Here is a 20,429-nt window from a genome sequence, read left to right as displayed (position 1 = left end):
TGCTGATGGCGGATAGCGGTCTCCAACCAGGCTCGCCGTGGGGCGGGCACGGTCTGGCGCTAGCCGATCAGCGACGCGCGATGCAGAGTCGGGTCAACAGGGCCCGACCGCTCTGTGGTGCAGTGACTCTGCGGGGCGGACCGCGAATGGCCGCCAGCGCGGCCTGCCGCCAGAGCGGCGCCGTGGCGACGAGTGCCGCAATCAGCGTCAGTGCGATGAGGGTGACGGCCGCTCGGGGCAGTACCGCTTCGGCGACGGTGTCAGGCGCTGCGGGCGTCGATCCGTCCTGGAAGTGCGGATGGTCGGTCACGGCGGCGAACTCGCCATGCAGAGCCGCGGCCAACGCGTGCGGCCCGTGCGGCGGGTCCGCGGCACCCGGCAGCGCCGACTCGGCCCCGCTCACGAGGAGCCAACACGCCAGCGCCAGTGCGACGGCTGCACGCCATCGTGTCCGGGGAACTGCGTTGTGGTACCTCACAGTGTTCCCGACTGTAACAGCGGATTACGCCTCGCTGAGCGCGCCGCCGACTTGACGCAATGTTGTTATCGCCTCGCGATCACGTCACGCCAACACCATGAAAAACGCTGTACCGGAACGCGTTTACCGAACCGGGCCGGGGAAATTACAGCCGCGAATCGTTACCGAGATGACACGCGCCAGGTGTTCCTCGCGAGGCCGTGGTGATATACGTTTCCGATACGTACTGAGTAACTACGTACGTAATGTCTACGTAGAGTTGCCGAACGGCATCTGCGTGGCACCGTGCCGATCATCGCGCAAGCTGCGCGCCTATTGCTTAGGAGTTCGCATGAGGCGTATGCGCCACTACCGCACCTGCATTCTCGCGGCCATGCTCGTACCCGCAATGCTGCTCGGCGCGACTGGAGTCGCCTCTGCCGGTCACGACACCAGCGTCCACACCGATGCGGGTCAGTGGGATACCACCTTGCCAATGGTGCCCAGCGCCAACGTGGCCGGAGACCCGGTGGCCGTCTTCAACTCGGTGCTGCAGATATCGTCCACGTCGGCGCAGGTGACGGCAGAGATGGGCAGGAAGTTCCTGGTGAGGATGGGGATCCTGCCGCAGCCGACGGCGGCCGCCGCAGACCCCGGTTTCACCAACGGGCGGATCCCCAGGGTTTCTGGCAGACAGGCCTCCGAATACGTCATTCGCCGGGCGATGTCACAAATCGGTGTCCCCTACTCATGGGGAGGCGGGAACGCCAACGGCGCATCGCTTGGCATCGATCAGGGTGCGGACACCGTCGGATTCGATTGCTCGGGGCTGATCCTGTATGCCTACGCCGGTGTGGGAATCAAGCTCGACCACTACTCGGGATCGCAGTACAACGCCGGGCGCAAGATCCCGTCATCGCAGATGCGCAGGGGTGACCTCATCTTCTATGGGCCCAATGCCAGCCAGCACGAGGCGATGTACCTCGGCGACGGCATGATGCTCGAAGCGCCATACACCGGCTCCCAGGTCAAGGTGTCACCCGTGCGTACCACCGGCATGATGCCCTACGTGACGCGACTCATCGAATACTGAGCCAGCCGCAGTACGAGAACCGTAAATATTGGGCTAAAGGTCTTGTGATTAGGTGTTTGTACCCCTACCGTGGGTCAGCGACATAACCCCGGTACAGGAGGGACGAGCGAATGAGTGCTACCAGGTCCGATGCCACGGCGGCCGATCTCGGCGCTGACGTGCTCTCCCCGCTTGCACGCCACGCGTAGGCGCTCGCCCAACAAGTCATGGAACATCAGAACCGACGTAGCCTCCCAATCGTCAGGCCCGCAACCCCGCCGACCCTGTCCGGTCAGGGGGACGGTGTTTGGCAGGAGGCCGCGCGATGCCGCACCGTCGACCCCGACCTGTTCTTTCACCCTGAGGGTGAACGTGCCGCGGCGCGTACCGCGCGCCTGCGGCGCGCGAGACAGGTGTGCATGCAGTGTCCGGTCATCCGTGAGTGCGCGGCGTTCGCCGTGGCCGGCCGCGAGGGTTTCGGCATCTGGGGAGGACTGTCCGAGGACGAGCGAATCGTCGCCATCGTCTCCGTCGGTGAACGCCCGCGCGGCCGTTCGATTCACGCCGCGCGGTTCGATGAGGCGATGGGACGCTCCTAGAACACCGACCACCCGGCGAGCCGGGCGAACTCCTCGATCGCGGCGACGCCGCCTGCGGAGTTGCCGTCGTCGTCCAGTGGTGGACTCCAGACGCACACGGTGCCGCGTGCAGGCATGACGGCCAGGACACCGCCGCCGATACCGCTCTTGGCGGGAAGCCCGATGCGGTAGGCGATGTCGCCCGCAGCGCCGTACATCCCCGATGTGAGCAGGACGGCGTTGACACGCCGCACGGTGGCTTCGTCGAGTGGACGGTTGAGCGGCGGGTTGCCGCCGCCACGGTCGGCCAGGAACAGCGTCGCCTTGGCCAGCGTCTGCACGGTGGCGGTGATCGCGCACTGGGCGAAGTACTGGTGCAGCACCTGTTCGATCGGATTGTTGAGTAGTCCGTGCTCGGCGAGCACGTGTGCGATGGCCGAGTTGCGGTGCCCCGTGCGGGCTTCCGATATCGCGACGTCGGTATCGCATGAGACGACCCCGTCGGGGTCGGCCCGCTGCAGCAGTGCGCTGGTGGCGCTGACGGGGTCACCGGTATGGGTTATCAACCGATCGGTGACGACTATGGCGCCGGGGTTGACGAACGGGTTGGCGGGGCGGCCCTGGTTGCGTTCGAGATCGGCGACGGACCCGTAACCGGCGTTGGTCGGACCCCATCCCACGTCGAGCCAGGCGCCGGGGTCGTGCTGTAACAGCACGCACAGCGCGAACAGCTTGGACAGGCTCTGGATGGAGAAGGCCTCAGTGCTGTCTCCGGTATGGATGAGAGTCCCGTCGACAGTGGCCACGGCCATCGCGAACTTGGTGGCGGGCACTGCGGCCAGCGCGGGGATCTGGGTGCTGACCGAACCTCTGCAGGAGCTGTGACGGCCGTGCGCGGCGGCGGCATGGAGGTGTGCGGTCAACTCCGCGGTCAACGCGGTGGGCTCTGCACAGGTGGGCATGGCGATTCTCCTGTTGCGCACGGGAAGTGCTGGCTGGTGTTAACAGCATGTCACGGCTCGTCATGTTTGGTCTATAGGTCTTGTTTTTAGATCTTTAAGCCTCTAGGCTCGCGTCATCTGTAATGCACGTCACGTTTGTGCCTAACGAAAGGCGGGCTGTTCATGGCCGTTGAATCTGTACCCGAGGTCGCCACGCCGGCTGGCGTGGAGTCGGGCCGCGCGACCCTCAAACGCGGGGCGATCGGGCTGGCAGGCGTGGTGTTCATGGTGGTGGCGTTCTCCGCTCCGATCACCGCCATGACCGGCAACCTGCCGGTCGCTGTCGGGTTCGGCAACGGTCTGGGGGCGCCGGGCGGATTCGTGCTCGCCACCATCGTGCTTGCGATCTTCAGCATTGGATTCGTCGCGCTCGCGCGGCACATCACCGCGGCCGGAGCGTTCTACACCTTCGTCTCGCGCGGGTGGTCGCGAATCCCCGGGCTTCCCGCGGGAGTCATGTCGATGTTCGTCTACATGACGATGGAGGCAGGACTCATTGGGATCTTCTCCGCCTTCGCTGATCAGGCATTCACCAACCAGTTCGGCTTGGACCTGCCGTGGCTCGTCTACGCGGCGATCTGTCTGGTCGTGATCGCGCTCTTGTCGCACTGGGATATCTCGCTGGCGGCCAAGGTTCTCGGTGTGGTCCTCGTTGCCGAGATCGCCATGCTTTCGCTCAGTGCCGTGGCGTCCCTGATGCATCACCCCGAGGGCATGAGCTGGACGTCGCTCAATCCGGTGACCGCCATGAGCACCAACGGTGTCGCGGGAGGCGTTGTCGGTCTCGGGTTGCTGATGGCCTTCTGGTCCTGGGTGGGTTTCGAGTCGACGGCGATCTACGGCGAGGAGTCGAAGAACCCCAAGCGAATCGTCCCGCAGGCCACGATGATCGCAGTGATCGGGATCGGCGTCTTCTATGCCTTCATCTCGTGGGCAGTCATTGTCGGCAACGGCCCGACCAAGGCAGTCGAGTTGGCCTCGGGCGCAAGTCCATTTGACCTGATCTATGCACCGGCGCAGGCGTATCTCGGGAGCTGGGCCGTGACGGTCTTCGAGTGGCTGGTCGTGGGTGGATCATTCGCCTGTGCCCTGGCGATTCACAACTCGGCTGCGCGCTACCTGTTCGCGTTCGGTCGCGACGGCCTGCTGTGGCGCCGGTTGGGTGAGGCGCACCCCAAGCACGCGTCACCGTGGATTGCGTCCCTGACGCAGAGCGCCATCGCCGGCGTCGTCCTCATCATCTGTGCGGTCAGCGGTGCCGACCCCTACGGCGTGTTGTTCGTCCTGGTCGCGATCATGGCGACGCTGTGTCTGCTGATCGTGCAGACCATGTCGTCCGTCGCGACGGTGGTGTACTTCCACGTCAAGAAGCAGCACCCCGAGACGGCTAGCTGGTGGCGCACGATTGCCGCCCCGATCATCGGTGGGGCAGGCATGGTGTACGTCATCTACCTGATGCTCTCCAATATGTCAGCCGCCGCGGGTGGAGCCTCGGAGACCCTGTTCTTCAAGGTGATTCCGTACGTCGTCGTGGGGCTGCTGTTCGGCTCGATGGCTGTGGCGGCCTATCTCCGCAAGGCGCGCCCCGATCTGTATGAGCGGATCGGCAGCACCGTGTTCGACGACGCTCCCAACGATCTGCCGGCCGAGACTCGGTCGTGACGGACCGCTCCGGGATGCGGGTGCTGGTCACTGGCGGTAGCCGGGGGATCGGGCTGGGTATCGCAGAGGGTTTCCTGCGCGCCGGTGCGGCGGTCGCGATCAGCGGCCGCAGCGCCGCCGCGCTGGCCGGCGCGGCTCGCGGTCTCGGCGATCACGGCGATCGAGTCCACACGATTGTGGCCGACGTCGCGAGCCCTGAGTCGTGTGCGCAGATGGCGGCAGAGGCCCAGGAGCGGATGGGCGGTCTGGATGTGTTGTGCGCCAACGCCGGTATCTATCCCGAACGCGGCCTCGATGATCTCGGTGCCGCCGACGTCGCCGAGATCATGGGCACCAACGTGGCGGGCACGATCTTCTCGGTGCAGGCGTGCCGAGCGGCGCTGAGGTCCTCCGGGCGTGGTCGGGTTGTGGTGATCTCGTCCATCACCGGACCGGTCACCGGCTACCCCGGGCTTAGCCACTACGGCGCAAGCAAGGCCGCTCAGCTTGGCTTCGTGCGCAGTGCCGCACTGGAATTGGCTGGCGACGACATCACCATCAACGCGATCCTGCCGGGCAGCATCCTGACCGAGGGGCTCACCGGCCTTGGCGATGACACGATCGCGAAGATGCGGGCCTGCATACCGCAGCGTCGCCTGGGCGCACCCGCGGACATCGCCGCTGCTGCAGTCTTCTTCGCAAGCGAGGGGGCCGGGTTCATCACGGGCCAGACCCTGGTGATCGACGGTGGCCAGACGCTGCCCGAGTTCCCAGAGGGTGTGTGAGCCTCGGGTTCTGGCTCAGCGCTTGAGCCAGGACTCGATGGTGTGGCGCGTGTCGTTGATGTGTTCCTGCATTCGCGCCGCGGCCAGTTCGGGCTCCCGATTCTCGATGGCCTCAAGGATCGACTCGTGGTAGTCGTTGGCGTTCGCCTCGAGCCGACCGAAGATCGCGCCGACGGGCAGCCACATTCGCCTGCGGGCGTCGGCGACCGCGTCGAGCAGCCGGTCGTTCTGCGCAGCCTGGGCGATCCCCATGTGGAACGCCGAGTCCAGAGTCTGGAACTCCGTGGTGTGCTGTGCGGACTGCTCGTGCAGCGCGGTGTCCAACGCGGCGTCCATTCCGCTGAGCAACTTGTGCAGATCGGTCAGGTCGAGATTGCGGCGTCGCTCGGCCGCCAGGCGGGTGGCGCCTGTTTCGACGATGATCCGGTAGTCGAAGGCGTCCCGGATCGCCCGCTTGTTGCGGCGCATCTCGCGGCGCATCTCGACGGGGTCGTACTCAGGGGCCTGCACCGTGAAACCGCCGCCGCGGCCTCGCCGTACGGCGATCAAACCCTCGCGTTCGAGAACGGCCACCGCCGCGCGCACCGTGGTTCGCGATACGTCGAGCATCTCAGAGAGTTCGCGTTCAGTGGGGAGCCGGTCGCCGGGCCGAAATTGGCCCAGTTCCAGCGCTCGGCGCATCTGGTCGACCACCAGTTCGTGGGCCGGAATCTGACGGACCGGACTCAGTGCCGAGGATCGCCCTGTTGCCGTCATCGGATTGCCCCCTTTCGCTTGCCCGAGGGTAGCGCACCGCACCTTCAAACCGGGTTAGCCCTGACCTTTGAGCCAATCGGTACACGGGTCCAAAAGGAGGCCGATCGGAGGGTCGGAATTTAAACACCTAAAAACTTGACCAATAGATCTTTGTGCGTGAGACTTGCTTCAAGTAGTGATCGCCATCACCAGCGAAGGGAAGAACCGTGGGACAGAAAGTCATAGTGACCGGAGGGGCCGGCGTCATCGGCCAGGCCATCTGCCGCCGGCTGCTGCAGAGTGGCTACGTTCCGGTCGCCGCGGATGTCGAATCGGTGGTCGGCGAGCTGGATCTGGTGGCGGCCCGCATGGAGGGCGCGCTGGCAGTGGCGATGGATGTGAGTGACCGCGACAGCGTGGCCGCCGCGGTGGCGTCGGTGGTCGAGGACGGCGAGACGCTGTACGGGTTGGTCAACTGCGCTGGCATTCTGCGTGATTCGTTCCTGGGGGAGCTGGACGAGGCGAAGCTGGAGTTGATGTTTCAGGTGAACATCGCGGGGATGGCTCGCGTCACCGACGCGGTGGCGCCGCTGCTGACCGAGGGCAGCGCTATCGTCAACATCGGCAGTCTCACTGGACATTTCGGACGCTTCCGGGGTGCATCGGTGTACGGCGCGACCAAGGCCGGGATCGCGGCCTACACCCGGTATCTGGCCGAGGAACTCGCCGAGCGTGGCATCCGGGTCAACAATGTCGCCCCTGGCGTCATCCGCGCACCGATGAGCCCGTCGATGGCGCGGGTGTCCGGCGGTGAGGAGCTCAGTGCCAGCTACGCGATGCTCAAGCGCATCGGTGAGCCCGAGGAGGTCGCCGAGGCGGTCGAGTTCCTGCTCTCGCCGCGCGCGTCGTTCATCACCGCCCAGACCCTGCTGGTCGACGGGGGTGTGGTCGCGTGGTGAGCACCGAGCAGGCCGGTGCGGCGCTGCGCGAGTTCACCTCCGTCGATGAGGCCAACGCCGAGTCGTTCGCCCGGCTCAACGCCGCCGATCCGTGGGTCATCGACGTGCGGCCGGCGCGCGAGGTGCTGCCGGGGTACCGCGACAATCTGGTGCTCACCTCGGGGGCGCCGATGTCGTGGCACGACTACACCGGCGGGCAGCGCGAGGCGCTCATCGGGGGGGCGCTGTTCGAGGGGTTGGCCGACAACCGCGAGGACGCGATCGCCGGATTCGCCAGCGGCGAGATCGAGGTGGGCGCGTGCCACGACTACGCCGCGGTGGGATCGCTGGCCGGGATCTACACCGCCTCCATGCCGGTGTTCGTGGTGGCCAACCGCGCGCACGGCAACGTGGGCTTCTGCAACTTCTATGAGGGCAAGGAGCCGCGGCGGCTGAACTATGGCTGTTACGACGAGGGTGTGCACGAACGTCTGCTGCATGTGAACTCCGTGCTGGCGCCCGTGGTCGCAGAGGCGATCCGCCGCCGCGGGGGGATCGCGCTCAAGCCGCTGATCGCGCGGGCTCTTCGGATGGGCGATGAGGTGCACAGCCGTAACGCCGCAGCGTCGATTCTGTTCAACCGCGAGATCCTGCCCGCGGTCCTGGACATGGTCGAGGACGGTGTGGCGGGTGTGCGCGAGACGATGCTGCACCTGGCCGAGAACGACTACTTCTTCTTGAGGTTGTCGATGGCGGCCGCCAAGGCCTGCGCCGATGCGATGGTGGTGCCGGGTTCGACGCTGGTCTCGGCGATGGCGTTCTCGTGCCGCGGGTTCGCGATCAAGCTCGCGGGCCTGGGCGAGACCTGGTTCGAGGGGCCGCCCCCGATACATCAGGGCAAGCTGTTCGCCGGTCACACCGAGGACGAGATCACGTGGATGGGTGGGGAATCGCCCATCACCGAGACCATCGGGTTGGGCGGCTTCGCTCAGGCCTGCGCGCTGTCGCTGCAGGAATATCAGGGCGGTTCGCCAGAAGTGATGATTGAGCGCAACCTCGAGATGTATGCCATCACCTATGGAGAGAACAGCACCTACCGGATACCGCATTTCGGCTTCCGCGGTACGCCCACGGGTATCGACGCCCGCAAGGTCCTCGAGACCGCGGTCCTACCGGTGATGGACGTCGGATTGGCGGGTCGCGACGGCGGTCAGATCGGCGCCGGCGTCATCCGGGCACCCCGCGAGTGCTTCGCCGACGCGCTCGCCGAGCACGAGCACAGATTCGGTTCGCGATGACCGGCGCGACGGGCCGCAAGTCGCTGACGCTGACCTTCAGCGGCGGTGACGCGCTGGTCACCGGTGCGGCCTCGGGTATCGGTGCGGCGATCGCCCGGACCCTGATGTCTGCCGGGGTGCGGACGATCCGGCTGGATCTCCGCGCGCCCGATCCCGAGCCCGGCTTCGCCGCTGAGCTACAGGTCGGTGTTGCCGCCGACGTGCGTGACCCCGACCTGATGGGACGGCTGGCCGAGGCGGGCGTAGCGGGCGATGCCATCTCCTACCTGGTCAACTGCGCAGGCATCATCGACAACACCGGGTTCTCCGGCGTCGACCGACAGGCGTGGCTGCGGTGCCTGGAGATCAACCTCGTCGGTGCGTACAACCTCATCGACGCCCTGTCGCCCGCGCTGCGTGGCGCGACGCATTCCGCGATCGTCAACATCACCTCCATCGAGGCCGCGCGCGTCATCGCACTGTCCGACCCCGATCCCACGCCGCAGTACGCGGCGTCCAAGGCCGGTCTGCACATGCTGACCCAGACCGCCGCGCGCGCCCTTGCCGTCGACGGTGTGCGGGTCAACAGCATCTCCCCAGGATTCGTCGCCACACCGATGGCGGCGGCTCACGGCGACACTACGGTCCTGCCGCCCGCGCTCGCGGCGCGCGTTCCCGCGGGGCGGTTCGCCGAACCGGACGATATCGCCCAGGCCGCCGCATTCCTGCTCAGTGACCAGGCCGGCTACATCACCGGAACCGACCTCCGGGTCGACGGGGGATTCCAGCTGACATGAGCCTCGAACTCACCGTCGTCGCCCACGAACCGTCACTCGGGCGGGTCGCCCGCACCGGCACCCTCGAGGAGCTGGCCAAGGGCACCTTCCGCAGTGCCGCAGAGCACGCCGCGGCCGGACGTTTCGACGCTGCGGCCGCGCTGGTCGAGGTCTCGGTGCTCGAGGCGCAGGAACTGCGCGAGATCTACGAGGCGTGGCCCACAGCCACACGGGACTGGATCAGCGCCCGTGGGGTCGACGAAGCCGAGCTCGAGGACGCCCTGGATCGGTTGTACGCGCTCATCGGTGACGCGGCTGCCGGTGGGATCGAGGCCGAGTGGCCGCAGTATCTCGCGGCAGTGCGTGCGGCCGCCGAGTCCTGCCGCGGTCATAGCCCCGACGCCGAGGACGCCATCGAGGCCGCGCGCACGGTGTGGCAGGGGGTACACGACCGCGCGGTCGACCGCGTCGCCGGCCTGATCGACGTCGCCGTGCGTACCGTTGGCGAGGACAGCCTTGGCGAGTTGTGGGACGTCCTGATGGCCGACTGGTATGAGATCCATGCGCGGCGCTACGCCCTGGACAACCAGCCGTGGTCGGACTCGGCGCAGCAGCTTGTCATCGCGATCCTCGACGGGTTTCACGCCCACCTGACCGGAACAGGACGGCAGGGCGATATCGAGATCATCGAGGAGCCGACCAGGACTGGATTCCGTTTCGCCCCTTGTGGATCCGGCGGCCGCGCCCTGGACGCCGGAATCACCGACGGTGCGCCCCGGAGCGCGGCACCGTACGGATACGCGGTGACCACCCGGCCGCACGACTGGGCCTGGAACACCGTTGGCATCTGCTCGTACTGCGTGCACTGCTGCCAACTCAACGAAGTGATGCCGATCGACCGGCTGGGCTTTCCCACCCGCGTCATCGACGCCCCCACGTGGGACCCGGAACGGCCGACGAGTTCGTGTACGTGGTGGGTCTACCGCGACCCGGCCGACGTGCCGGACCACGTCTACCGGCGGGTCGGGCGTGATCCGTCGCGCCGACCGGTCAAGAAGGATGGAGTCGAACATGACTGACCGCGTGGCGATGACACAGCTGGAGGTACCCGACTACGACCTCGGCCTCCGGGGCAAGGTGGTGCGCGCCGACAAGACTCACGCGCCCACCAACCTGGCGTTCTGCACAATCCTCTACGGGCTGTCGGTCGTCGATGAGGTGACCGACACGCCCTTGAGCAACGTCGGGAACGGCTACCCCGACGCCACGCTGGTGCCGGACGAGTCGACCCGCATCGCGTTGCCCTGGCGCGACGACACCGATGCGGTGATCGCCGACTTGGCGGGCGCCGACGGCAAGCCACTCGAGATGTCGCCGAGGAACGTGCTCCGTTCTCTGGTCGATCAATTCGGGGAGCTGGACCTGAACCCGGTCCTGGGTTTCGAGTACGAGTTCTGGCTCTTCCGCGACGCACCCGGCGCCGGCGACCGTCAACCGTTCAGTGCAACGGAGAACGCGTACAGCCTCAGCAGATCCGCCGAGGTGCACTCGCTGGCCACCGATTTCATCAACCGCATGCACTCAGTCGGTATCGAGGTGGAGATGTTCCACGCCGAACTCGGGCCCGGCTTCTTCGAGTTCACCCTCGCGCCGACCGAAGCGGTTCGTGCCGCGGACAACGCGGTGCGTACGCGCCAGTACCTTCGCGACCTGTGCGCCGAACGCGGTCTGCACGCCAGTTTCATGGCCAAGCCGTTCGCCGACAAGTCCGGTGCGGGCGGCCACCTGCACTCCAGCCTCACCCGCGACGGCGTGAACGTCTTCGCCGACCCGCAGTGCCAGCCCTCCACGGAGGCGCGGCACTATCTGGCTGGCCTGTTGGCGGGGATGCCGGCTACCACCGCGCTGCTCAATCCGTATGTCAACTCCTACAAGCGCATCGATCCCGAGATGTTCACTCCCGGTACCGCGGGGTGGGGACACGACGATCGTGCTTCGGCGTGCCGGGTCATCCTCAACGACGTCGCGTCGGCGCGAGTCGAGCACCGCCGTCCCGGCGCCGACGCAAGCCCCTATCTGGTCGCGACGGCGGTTCTCGCCGCCGGACTGCACGGTCTGCGTGAGGGTTTGGACCTGCCCGCGCCGGGTGACGGCTCACTCGACCTGCCCGCAGACCTGTGGGCCGCAGTCGCTCGCTTCGAGGACTCGCCCTGGTTGCCCGACCTGCTGGGCAAGCCCTTCTGTGCCTCGTTCGCCGCGACTCGGCGTGCTGAAGCGCAGCGCTACGACGACTGGCTTCGCACCAATATCACCAGCTGGGAACTTAACCGCCACTTGGAGCACCAATGAACACGTCATCAGCACTGTTGTCGATTGAGCAGTTCGATCAGCTGACCAGCACCGGCGAGATCAACACCGTCGTCTGTGCCGCACCGGACCCGTACGGCCGTCTGGTGGGTAAACGGCTCACGATCCAGGCGTTTCGGTCGCTCGGGCTCTCAGGCGATGGTATCAACGCCAGTAGCTTCATCTTCGCCGTCGACCTGGAGATGAACCCGCTCGGCCTCGCGGTGTCCAACGCCGACAACGGCTGGGCCGACATCCGGCTGGTACCCGACCTGACCACTCTGCGCCGCGTGCCATGGGAGCCTCATGTCGCCCTGGTCATCTGCGACGCGTACGAGACCGGTTCCGACACGCTCCTGTCTGTCGCGCCACGCACCATTCTGCGGAAGCAGATAGAGCGGGCCGAACAACACGGCCTGCGTTTCAAATTCGCCTCCGAGTTGGAGTTCTTCCTTGCCTCAACGCCACCTCGCGAGGCGTGGGAGCTGGGATACCAGAATCTGAAGATGTTGTCGGACTACCGTTCTGACTATCAGATGGTGCAGTCCGGCCGCGACGACTGGTTCATCGAACGGATCCGCAATCAGATGCCCGAGTTCGGGGTGTCAGTCGAGTCCTCCAAACCCGAGTGGGGACTGGGGCAGCAGGAGGTCACCCTGGACTACTGCGACACCCTCGAGATGGCGGATCGCCACGTGCTGTTCAAGTACGGCGTCAAACAACTCGCGCATGCCGCAGATCTGACGGTGACGTTCATGGCCAAACCCAAGATCGACGAGGTTGGCTCGTCATGTCACCTTCACGTCAGCATGTGGTCGGCCGATGAGGGGCGGGCCCTGTGCGCCTCGGATCGACCGACAGGGGGGATGTCGGACAAGTTCGGTTCGTTCGTCGCCGGTCAGCTCGCCCACGCGGCCGACATCACGCTGATGTTCGCGCCGACGATCAACTCCTACAAACGCTTTCAGCCCGATCAGTTCGCCGGTACCGCGATCGCGGTCGGCGACGACAACCGGTCCTGTGCGTTCCGGCTGGTCGGCAGTGGACCGTCCTACCGCGTCGAGAATCGGATCCCGGGCGGGGATGTGAACCCCTACTACGCCTACGCGGCCACCATCATCGCGGGCCTCGACGGTATCGAACGCCAGTTGCCCACTCCTGAGATCTTCGACGGCAACGCTTGGACCGGCGACAACGTCACCATCGTGCCGACGTCAATGCACGAGGCGTTGCGTCTGTTCGCCGAGTGCAAGACGGCGCGAGCGGGATTCGGTGACGAGGTGTTCGACCATCTGCTCGCCTCCGCGCGAAGCGAGCTGGTGGCCTTCGATTCGCACAGCGTCACCGACTGGGAGACACGCCGCTACTACGAACGCGTCTGACCACCAACCGCATTCGCTCGACAACACGTTCACCTGACGATAACCCCCTAACGAGGAACCACCACTTATGCCGATCGATCCCATCGCCCAGAAAATGCTCGACGACGCCAAGGCGTCTGGTCGCCCCAACGCGCACCTACTGCCCGTGGAGACCGCGCGCCAGAACTTCGAGGACACCTTCGGCGCGCTGGCCAAGCCGCCGATCCATCGCGTCGTCGACATCGCGATCCCCACCCGCGACGGGCAGACCATTCCCGGCCGGCTGTACCTGCCTGCGGAGGAGAGCTCGGTACTGCCGCTCACGGTGTACTACCACGGCGGTGGCTGGCTGCTCGGCAGCATCGACTCGCATGACGTGGCGACTCGAATGCTGGCCAATGCCTCTGGTAGCGCCGTGCTGTCGGTCGGATACCGCCGTGCACCCGAATCGCGTTTCCCGACAGCGGTCAACGACGCGATCGACGCCCTGGAGTTCGCCGCCAGTCCCGCATCGGGCCTCGACGTCGACACCACCCACATCGCCGTCGCCGGTGACAGCGCAGGCGGCAACCTCGCCGCCGCGGTCGCCCTGCATGCACGTGACGCGGGCACCGTCCACCTGCGCCACCAACTGCTGATCTATCCCGTCGCGACCACCGACCTCGCCCGCGGCATGGATTCCGAGTACGACGGCGTGATGCTTGAGCGGGACGAATTGCAGTGGCACCAGGACAATTACCTGCCCGACGCCGCCGCGGCCGCGGATCCCAGGGTGGACATTCTCAGCGCCGACCTGGCGGGGTTGCCAGAGGCGACCGTGTTACTCGCCGAGTGCGACCCGATTCGTCCCCAGGGGGAGCTGCTCGCCGAGGCGCTCAAGGCGGCCGGTGTGCCGACCCTGACCCACCAGACCCCGGGCATGGTCCACGGTTTCTTCGGCCTCGACGAGGTGTTCCCGTCGGCGACCGAGGCGATGACCCTCGCAGGTGAGCGCCTGGCTCATGCGCTCGGCGGTGCCGACAAGTGAGTGCCACCGCGGTAGTCACCGGCGCAGGCGGGGGGATTGGTCTGGCCACGGCCATCCGCCTGGCCTCCGACGGTGTCCACGTTCTCGCTACCGACATCAAGCCAGAGGTCCCGGGCCTGCCGTCGGGTGTCGACTACGTCCAGTTCGACCTGCTCGGCGGTGATCCCGCCGGACTGCTTGCGGCTCTTGACGGGAAGCCGCTGGATTACCTGGTCAACGCCGCCGGCCTGGCGCTGTTCGATCGCGACGGGTCGGTCCTCGACACCGTCGAGGCCGTCTGGGACGCCACCCTCGGCGTCAACCTGCACGCGTTGCGGCATCTCACCGTCGCCGCCATCCCGCTGCTGCGGTCCGGCCAGGGCAAGAGCATCGTCAACGTGGCGAGTACCGCGGGCATTCGCGGTATGGACTCACCGCTCGACGCCTACCAGGTCAGCAAGGCCGCGGTCGTCTCCCTGACCCGCAGCCTTGCCCTGCAGTTGGGGCCCGAGGGCATCCGGGCCAACACCGTGTGCCCGGGCGCAATCCTCACGCCGATGATCGAACCGCTCTACATCGAGAACCCGGCCAGGCGGACCGATATGGAACAACGCACACCGATACGCCGACTGGGCATGCCCGAGGACATCGCCAACGCGATCGCGTTCCTGCTATCCGAGCAGGCCTCGTTCATCACCGCGACCGACCTCGTTGTCGACGGCGGTTGGACCGCCCAAATCAAGTAGTTCCGACCAGGTTTCACACCACCTGGACGATTGACAAAACCGTTTAAGGTCTAAATACTGAACCTATAGCGGTTTTAGCGCGTCCGCCAAGCATCGAGGAGAACATCAATGAACGCACACCTGGCGCCCCGAGTGGCGGTCATCGGTGCCGGGTTCAGTGGCATCGCCGCCGCTGTCGCGCTGCGCAGGAAGGGCATCGAGGACTTTGTGATCTTCGAGCAGGCGCCGGGCCTTGGCGGCACGTGGTGGCATAACCGCTACCCCGGCGCGGAAGTCGATCTGGAATCCCACATCTACTCGTTCTCGTTCGAACGGCACGACTGGACCAGGACGCACGCCGACTGGCGCGAGCTGCTCAGCTACCTGGAGGGCGTCGCCGACAAGTGGGATCTGCCGCGGCGCATCAGGTTCAACGAGTCGGTGCAGGACGTCTCCTGGTCCGATCAGAACCACACCTACACCGTCACGACGTCCTCGGGTGAGGACCACGGTGAGTTCACCGCGGTCATCAGCGCGGTGGGCTTCCTCAACATTCCGCTCCTGCCACCGTTCGCCCGCGACGGCCACGACTTCGAGGGTGCGATGTGCCATACCTCGCGATGGACCGAGGGTCTGGACATGACCGGCAAGTCTGTCGCGGTGGTCGGCACCGGATCGTCTGCAGTTCAGATCGTCACCGAAGCTGAGAAGGTCGCATCGGATGTCACGATCTTTCAGCTGGAGCCGAACTGGATCATTCCGAAGGACAGCCGGACCTTCAGCCCGCGCGAGCGTCAGCTCAACCGAAATCCGTTGGTGTACGCATGGCGGCGCTACAAGCTCTTCGTGGGCTACGACGTCAGGCAGATCGGTTCGGGGCATGCCCGCAGCGATGGCCGCAACAACAAGCGCCGCCACGCGATGTCACTGGCCTTCCTCAAGCGCGAGCTGGCCTCCCGGCCTGACCTGATGGAGCTCGCCACGCCGAAGTTCGCGTTCGAGGGGAAGCGCACCGTGCTGAGCGACACCTACTACGCCGCGCTGCGCAACCCGAAGGTCAAACTGGTGCCGCACGGCGTCAAGGGCTTGACCCGGACCGGTGCCATCGACGCCAACGGCGACGAGCACGAGCTGGACATCATCGTCATGGCAACGGGTTTCGACGCCGCCAACTACCTTGGCAACTACCAGGTGCACGGGCAGGGCGGTGCGGAACTACACAGTGCCTGGAACGGCGAACCCGAGGCGTTCCTCGGCATGATGGTGCCAGGGTTCCCCAACTTCTTCATCATGTACGGACCCAACACCAACTCGGTGCCCCTGGTGTCGTTCTATGAAGCGCAGGCGAGTTTCGCTGCCGGCCTGATCTCGCGCGCCGCCAAGACCGGTAAGACCGTCATCGACGTCCGGCGGTCGGCATTCGTGATCTACAACGAGTGGCTCCAGGGCCAACTCGCCAAGACCGTGTGGTCCACCGCCAACAGCTACTTCCGTGCGGGTACCGGAAAGATCGTGTCGCAGTGGCCATTCGGTGCCACTCCCTACATTCTCGGCACGAAGCTGCTACGCCGCATCGCGGTCCGGCTGTCCTGATGTCGGCAAAACCTGTCATCGCGGTCACCCTCAGCGGCCGCGAGCTGCCGCGACTCATCCACTGGCGCGAGATGTTCGAGGGGCTCTACACGAGCGGAGCCATTCCGATGGCCGTGGACTGCGGTGCCGCACTGCTGAATATGTCGAGCCTGCTGGCCCACGTCGACGGGCTGCTCATCAGCGGAGGCGGTGACATCGACCCGACCCTTTACGGCGGCAACGCGCAGGATCCCACCGTCGCCGGGGTCAACACCGTCAGGGACGCGAACGAGATCGCGGCGTTCGAATCCGCGTGGCGTCGCCGAATCCCCACGCTCGCCATCTGTCGTGGCGCGCAGCTGGTCAACGCCACGCGGGGCGGCACACTCTACGTCGACCTCGCCCGCGACCACCCCTCGGACATTCCGCATCGACGGACCGAGGAGGAGCTGCTGAGCTTCGCCCATCCCATCGACGTCGCGGCAGGCAGCCGCCTGGCGAAGTGGTTGAACCAGGACGGCGAGATAGACGTCAACAGCCAGCATCACCAGGGCATCCGCCGCCTGGCGCCCGGTTTCACGGCGACCGCATGGGCCAATGACGGGCTGGTCGAGGCGTACGAGGCCATCGATCAGTCGGTTACGGCGATCCAGTGGCATCCGGAGATCAACTGGAGCAGCAGTGAGATGTCGCTGCGGGTGCTCCGCGGCTTCGTGGACTCCTGCCGACGCGCACCCGTCCTCAGCGCTTCCGACGCCTGACGGACTCGACCTACAGACGGCCCTCGCGCCGCAGTAGATCCGCCGCGCTCATACCCCCGCCACGCCGCTTGGGCTGATCGCCCTCGGCGGCCTCGCGGGTGTCGATCTTCTCGGTCGCTTCCGGATCCTTGGGATGCTGCGCCGGGATGGCCGTCGTCGGCTCGTTGCCCTCCGGGGCCGCACCGCGGGGACCCTGTTCGGGCATGGCCCGGGTGGCGGCAGATGGCTGTGCGGTGGGTGTGCCGCCGCGCAGTTCGCCGAGCCAGGACTCGATCTCGCGGTTGGTGTTGCCGCCGCGGGGCTCGTTCCTACGCCCCTCGGGTGCCGGTGCCGGTGCCGGTGCCGGAGCCGGGGGAGGTGTCGGGACGGCTGGCGCAGCCGGACGGTTCGGGTCGACGCGCGGCGTCCGCTGGGTGGGTGCCGCGGCGTTGTCCGTCGGTTCCTTAGGCGCGGCGAAGCGTGTCGTCGGGGCGTCACCGGACGGGGCCGGTGGCGTCGGGATGCGGGAGGTACCCGCGGCGGAGGGCTGGCTGACGCGCGGCGGGACCTGGACAGGCCGGGCCCGGCCACCGGGACCACCGGGACCAACGGGGCCACTCGGGCCGCCGGGGACGGGCCGTCGCGCGCCACCCTCGGGATGCCCGGGATCGTGCGGCGGAAGGCTGCGAACCGGTGCTCCCGCGCCCACCAACGCCTCGGGGTCGGCATCGGATTCGCGGGCGGTGGGCCGCTTGCGCTCATCGGGAAGTTCGGTCTCGCCGAGGCCGAGTCGCTCCTGGATCCGCTTCATCCAACGCGGTGCCCACCAGCAGTCGTCACCGAGGAGTTTCATGATGGCCGGCACCAGGAACATTCGGATGATCGTCGCGTCCAGCAGAAGTGCGAGAAGCAGGCCGAAGGCCAGGTACTTCATCATCACCAGGTCGGAGAACACGAACGCGCCCGCGACGACGGCCAGGACGAGGGCAGCACCGGTGATCAGCCGGCCGGTGGTGGCGGTACCGATGCGGATCGCCTCGGCGGTGGACATACCGCGTTCACGCGCCTCCACCATGCGAGAGACCAGGAACACCTCGTAGTCGGTGGACAGACCCCAGATCACGGCGATGATCAGGCCGATCATCGGAGCCATCAGCGGCTGAGGTGTGTAGTTCATCAGCCCGGACCCGTGCCCGTCGACGAACATCCAGGTGAGGATGCCCATCGTCGAGCCGAGCGTCAGCGCGCTCATCAACGCGGCCTTGATCGGCAGGACGATTGATCCGAACGCCAGGAACATCAGGATCGTCGTCGTGGTGATCAGCAGCAGCACCATGAGCGGCAGCTTGTCGAACAGGCTGTGAATGCTGTCCTGCTCGAGCGCGGGGGTGCCGCCGACCGAGACGCTGATACCGCGCGGCGGCGGTATGGCCCGCAGCTCGTCGATCTTCTCCGACGCGTCATTGCGAACGATCAGGCCGTTCTGGATCACCCGGACGCCGGGGTCCTTCGACGCCCCGTCGAGGTAGGAGCGTTCCTTCCACATGCTGTCCGGGTCGTTGTTGGTCTCGATGAAGCCCGGAATGTTCATCGCCTTGGCGCGGATCTCGGCGATCTGCTGGTCGGTGACCGGGTCGTCGTTATTGCTCTCGATCACCAGCGTCAGGGGCTCGGTGCGGAACCCGGGGAAGGTCTTGTCGAACTGTTCCTGGGCCACGCGCACCGAGTTGTCGGGCGGCAGGTACTTCTCACTGATGCCGCCGAGGGCGAGCTGTCCCAGCGGGATGATGAGGATGATCATGAAGATCACGATGGGAGCGGCGAACGCGATCGGCCGCTTCATCACAACGTTGACGAGCTTGCCCCAGAAGCCCTTCTCGACCTCGGCGCGTGTCTTGGTCTTCTGTGTCTTGTCGGCCAGCCAGTTCAGCCACCAAATGGTGATGCGGCGAATGACGGGGCTAAGCCGGGCCAGCTGCAGGATCACCGTGACCACTGCGACGAAGATGATGATGCCCAACAGGATGTAGAACAGGGCGTTGTCGAGCAGCCCATCGTCCTTGAGCCAGAAGGCGCCATAGGCCAGCAGGCCAAAGGTCGTGACGTAGCCCAGCGCCAGGCCGATTCGGGTCAGCATCGCGCCGTTGTCGCCCGTCATGCGGATGCGCTTGCGGGCGATGTGGCCGGCTGCGATCGCGCCAGGAGGGAAGAGGAAGGCCAGCACCAGGGTGGGGATCGCCAGGCGCTCCATCGGGGCTCCGGGGGTCTCGGGCCTGCTGTCGATGGGATCGGGCTGGGTGAACCGCAGCAGGGTGCGCACACCCAGTGCGTCGACATTCGGCCCGAGTATCGCCAGTGCGGCCGCCAGCACGGTGACCGACAGGATCGCCGCGAGCATCACCGAGGCGATGATCGCGTAGGTGATCGACTTCAGGAATCCCTGGGGGAACAGCAGCAGCGGCACCGAGGAGGCCACCAGGATCACCGCGGAGAACATCACCGTCCGGCCCGAGGTCATGACGGTGCGCCGGATGGCGGCCTCGGTGTCGTAGCCCTCGGCGAGTTCCTCTCGGAAACGGCTCACCATGAACAGGCCGTAGTCGATGGCGATACCCAGGCCCATGAGGGTCACGACCGGCTGGGCGAAGAAGTGCACCGGCGCGATCTCGGCGACCAGACGCATGACACCCAGCGCGCCCGCGATAGTCAGGCCGCCGATGATGGCAGGCAGGGCGGCGGAGATCACGGTGCCGAACACGAAGAACAGGACGACCGCGACCAGCGGGATGGCGGCCACCTCGGCGCGCTTCTGGTCCTCGCCGATAGTGCCGGTCAATTCGCTGGCGAGCGGCTGCAGGCCGGCCTGCTGAACCTCGAGGCCGGGGATGTTGAGCGCTTCTTTGACGGTGGTGCCGTCCTCGCCGAGGACCTTGTTGTAGTTGTTGAGGATCGCGTCGTCGTTATCGCCCTTGAGCTGGACCGACATGAAGGCGTGCTTCTTGTCCTCGTCGGCCATGTTCTTGAGCAGATCGGGGTTCTTGAAGTAGCCGATGGTCCGCAGGATCGAGTCGGGGTGGTCCTTCTCGACCTGTGCGAGGTTGTCGAGAACCTTCTTCTGGAACGCCGGATCGTCGACGGTCTTACCGTCGGGCGCCGTGTAGATGGCGATGATGTGGCCGGACGTGTCACGGCCGTAGGCCGCGTCGGCGGCCAGCGATGCGTGCACCGACTGGCTGCCCTCGTCGTAGAAACCACTCTGGGTGACGTGGGCGCCGAGGCTGATCCCGTACACGCCGCCACCAAGGCACAGTGCGACCATGACTCCGATTACTGCGAATCGGAATCGGTACACCGTTCGACCCCACCAGGCGAACACGTCAGCTCCTTACGATCTTCTTCACGCTATTGTCGGCCTGCGC

At 66.2% G+C, this 20,429-nt stretch carries 17 protein-coding genes and 1 pseudogene; 14 read left to right on the top strand and 4 right to left on the bottom strand.

Annotation, left to right across the window (positions count from 1 at the left end):
* Nucleotides 1-67: 67 nt before the first annotated feature.
* Nucleotides 68-478: a putative copper homeostasis (lipo)protein LpqS gene (gene lpqS, locus ABIA65_RS01560; RefSeq protein WP_502919504.1), complete on the bottom strand. Its 411-nt coding sequence runs from the start codon at nucleotides 476-478 to the stop codon at nucleotides 68-70.
* Nucleotides 479-881: 403 nt separating this feature from the next.
* On the opposite strand from lpqS, the pseudogene ABIA65_RS01555 reads away from it, so the two are divergent.
* A pseudogene (locus tag ABIA65_RS01555) lies at nucleotides 882-1,550 on the top strand (NlpC/P60 family protein); the annotation flags it as partial.
* A gap of 206 nt (nucleotides 1,551-1,756) precedes the next feature.
* Entirely contained in the window at nucleotides 1,757-2,128 is a 372-nt protein-coding gene (locus tag ABIA65_RS01550) for a WhiB family transcriptional regulator (protein ID WP_241401738.1), read from the top strand.
* Here the strand turns inward: ABIA65_RS01550 and glsA are convergent.
* Nucleotides 2,125-3,069, bottom strand: coding sequence for a glutaminase A (gene glsA / locus ABIA65_RS01545; RefSeq protein WP_354522389.1), 945 nt, complete (start codon nucleotides 3,067-3,069; stop codon nucleotides 2,125-2,127). The two genes, ABIA65_RS01550 and glsA, sit on opposite strands and share 4 nt — an antisense overlap.
* Before the next feature lie 162 nt (nucleotides 3,070-3,231).
* Here glsA and ABIA65_RS01540 point away from each other — a divergent pair, with 162 nt between their 5' ends.
* Together ABIA65_RS01540 and fabG are read left to right on the top strand one after the other, a co-directional pair.
* Nucleotides 3,232-4,770, top strand: a complete 1,539-nt coding sequence (locus ABIA65_RS01540) for an APC family permease (protein ID WP_354522388.1) — start codon at nucleotides 3,232-3,234, stop codon at nucleotides 4,768-4,770.
* 14 nt (nucleotides 4,771-4,784) lie between these two features.
* Nucleotides 4,785-5,534 (top strand): 3-oxoacyl-ACP reductase FabG, encoded by a 750-nt coding sequence (gene fabG, locus ABIA65_RS01535; RefSeq protein WP_354523068.1) that lies wholly within the window; start codon nucleotides 4,785-4,787, stop codon nucleotides 5,532-5,534.
* Nucleotides 5,535-5,549: 15 nt separating this feature from the next.
* On the opposite strand, the gene ABIA65_RS01530 is transcribed toward fabG, so the two are convergent.
* Nucleotides 5,550-6,290: a FadR/GntR family transcriptional regulator gene (locus ABIA65_RS01530; RefSeq protein ID WP_241401735.1), complete on the bottom strand. Its 741-nt coding sequence runs from the start codon at nucleotides 6,288-6,290 to the stop codon at nucleotides 5,550-5,552.
* 206 nt (nucleotides 6,291-6,496) lie between these two features.
* Between ABIA65_RS01530 and ABIA65_RS01525 the strand changes: the two genes are divergently transcribed.
* The 10 genes from ABIA65_RS01525 to ABIA65_RS01480 all read left to right on the top strand — a co-directional run bounded on the left by ABIA65_RS01525 (nucleotide 6,497) and on the right by ABIA65_RS01480 (nucleotide 17,031).
* Nucleotides 6,497-7,228, top strand: coding sequence for an SDR family NAD(P)-dependent oxidoreductase (locus tag ABIA65_RS01525; RefSeq protein ID WP_354522387.1), 732 nt, complete (start codon nucleotides 6,497-6,499; stop codon nucleotides 7,226-7,228).
* Nucleotides 7,222-8,505 carry a YlbE family protein gene (locus ABIA65_RS01520; RefSeq protein ID WP_354522386.1) on the top strand — a complete coding sequence of 428 codons (1,284 nt, stop codon included), beginning with the start codon at nucleotides 7,222-7,224 and terminating at the stop codon, nucleotides 8,503-8,505. Before ABIA65_RS01525 ends, ABIA65_RS01520 begins: the two co-directional genes overlap by 7 nt.
* Nucleotides 8,502-9,281: an SDR family NAD(P)-dependent oxidoreductase gene (locus ABIA65_RS01515; protein ID WP_354522385.1), complete on the top strand. Its 780-nt coding sequence runs from the start codon at nucleotides 8,502-8,504 to the stop codon at nucleotides 9,279-9,281. Before ABIA65_RS01520 ends, ABIA65_RS01515 begins: the two co-directional genes overlap by 4 nt.
* Complete coding sequence (locus ABIA65_RS01510; RefSeq protein WP_241401731.1) at nucleotides 9,278-10,339, top strand: hypothetical protein; 1,062 nt, start codon at nucleotides 9,278-9,280, stop codon at nucleotides 10,337-10,339. Before ABIA65_RS01515 ends, ABIA65_RS01510 begins: the two co-directional genes overlap by 4 nt.
* Nucleotides 10,332-11,609, top strand: a complete 1,278-nt coding sequence (locus ABIA65_RS01505) for a glutamine synthetase family protein (protein WP_354522384.1) — start codon at nucleotides 10,332-10,334, stop codon at nucleotides 11,607-11,609. Before ABIA65_RS01510 ends, ABIA65_RS01505 begins: the two co-directional genes overlap by 8 nt.
* Nucleotides 11,606-12,988, top strand: coding sequence for a glutamine synthetase family protein (locus tag ABIA65_RS01500; RefSeq protein ID WP_354522383.1), 1,383 nt, complete (start codon nucleotides 11,606-11,608; stop codon nucleotides 12,986-12,988). Before ABIA65_RS01505 ends, ABIA65_RS01500 begins: the two co-directional genes overlap by 4 nt.
* Before the next feature lie 67 nt (nucleotides 12,989-13,055).
* Nucleotides 13,056-13,994, top strand: a complete 939-nt coding sequence (locus tag ABIA65_RS01495) for an alpha/beta hydrolase (RefSeq protein WP_241401728.1) — start codon at nucleotides 13,056-13,058, stop codon at nucleotides 13,992-13,994.
* Nucleotides 13,991-14,719 (top strand): SDR family NAD(P)-dependent oxidoreductase, encoded by a 729-nt coding sequence (locus ABIA65_RS01490; RefSeq protein ID WP_354522382.1) that lies wholly within the window; start codon nucleotides 13,991-13,993, stop codon nucleotides 14,717-14,719. Before ABIA65_RS01495 ends, ABIA65_RS01490 begins: the two co-directional genes overlap by 4 nt.
* 108 nt (nucleotides 14,720-14,827) lie before the next feature.
* Nucleotides 14,828-16,291: a flavin-containing monooxygenase gene (locus ABIA65_RS01485; RefSeq protein ID WP_241401726.1), complete on the top strand. Its 1,464-nt coding sequence runs from the start codon at nucleotides 14,828-14,830 to the stop codon at nucleotides 16,289-16,291.
* Complete coding sequence (locus tag ABIA65_RS01480; RefSeq protein WP_241401725.1) at nucleotides 16,291-17,031, top strand: gamma-glutamyl-gamma-aminobutyrate hydrolase family protein; 741 nt, start codon at nucleotides 16,291-16,293, stop codon at nucleotides 17,029-17,031. The genes ABIA65_RS01485 and ABIA65_RS01480 overlap by 1 nt, the downstream gene beginning before the upstream one ends.
* 10 nt (nucleotides 17,032-17,041) lie before the next feature.
* Here ABIA65_RS01480 and ABIA65_RS01475 read toward each other — a convergent pair whose 3' ends face one another.
* Nucleotides 17,042-20,386, bottom strand: a complete 3,345-nt coding sequence (locus ABIA65_RS01475; protein WP_354522380.1) for an MMPL family transporter — start codon at nucleotides 20,384-20,386, stop codon at nucleotides 17,042-17,044.
* Nucleotides 20,387-20,429 lie beyond the last annotated feature (43 nt).

The sequence above is a fragment of the Mycolicibacterium sp. 624 genome, assembly GCF_040548615.1.
Lineage (GTDB): Bacteria > Actinomycetota > Actinomycetes > Mycobacteriales > Mycobacteriaceae > Mycobacterium.
The sequence above is the reverse complement of the archived record's forward strand: the minus strand, read 5'-3'. Positions and strand labels throughout refer to the sequence as shown.

Coding starts and splice junctions, on each gene's coding strand:
- ABIA65_RS01550 (WP_241401738.1), top strand. CDS start 1,757: ATGGAACATCAGAACCGACGTAGCCTCCCAATCGTCAGGCCCGCAACC.
- glsA (WP_354522389.1), bottom strand. CDS start 3,069: ATGCCCACCTGTGCAGAGCCCACCGCGTTGACCGCGGAGTTGACCGCA.
- ABIA65_RS01540 (WP_354522388.1), top strand. CDS start 3,232: ATGGCCGTTGAATCTGTACCCGAGGTCGCCACGCCGGCTGGCGTGGAG.
- fabG (WP_354523068.1), top strand. CDS start 4,785: ATGCGGGTGCTGGTCACTGGCGGTAGCCGGGGGATCGGGCTGGGTATC.
- ABIA65_RS01530 (WP_241401735.1), bottom strand. CDS start 6,290: ATGACGGCAACAGGGCGATCCTCGGCACTGAGTCCGGTCCGTCAGATT.
- ABIA65_RS01515 (WP_354522385.1), top strand. CDS start 8,502: ATGACCGGCGCGACGGGCCGCAAGTCGCTGACGCTGACCTTCAGCGGC.
- ABIA65_RS01510 (WP_241401731.1), top strand. CDS start 9,278: ATGAGCCTCGAACTCACCGTCGTCGCCCACGAACCGTCACTCGGGCGG.
- ABIA65_RS01505 (WP_354522384.1), top strand. CDS start 10,332: ATGACTGACCGCGTGGCGATGACACAGCTGGAGGTACCCGACTACGAC.
- ABIA65_RS01500 (WP_354522383.1), top strand. CDS start 11,606: ATGAACACGTCATCAGCACTGTTGTCGATTGAGCAGTTCGATCAGCTG.
- ABIA65_RS01495 (WP_241401728.1), top strand. CDS start 13,056: ATGCCGATCGATCCCATCGCCCAGAAAATGCTCGACGACGCCAAGGCG.
- ABIA65_RS01485 (WP_241401726.1), top strand. CDS start 14,828: ATGAACGCACACCTGGCGCCCCGAGTGGCGGTCATCGGTGCCGGGTTC.
- ABIA65_RS01480 (WP_241401725.1), top strand. CDS start 16,291: ATGTCGGCAAAACCTGTCATCGCGGTCACCCTCAGCGGCCGCGAGCTG.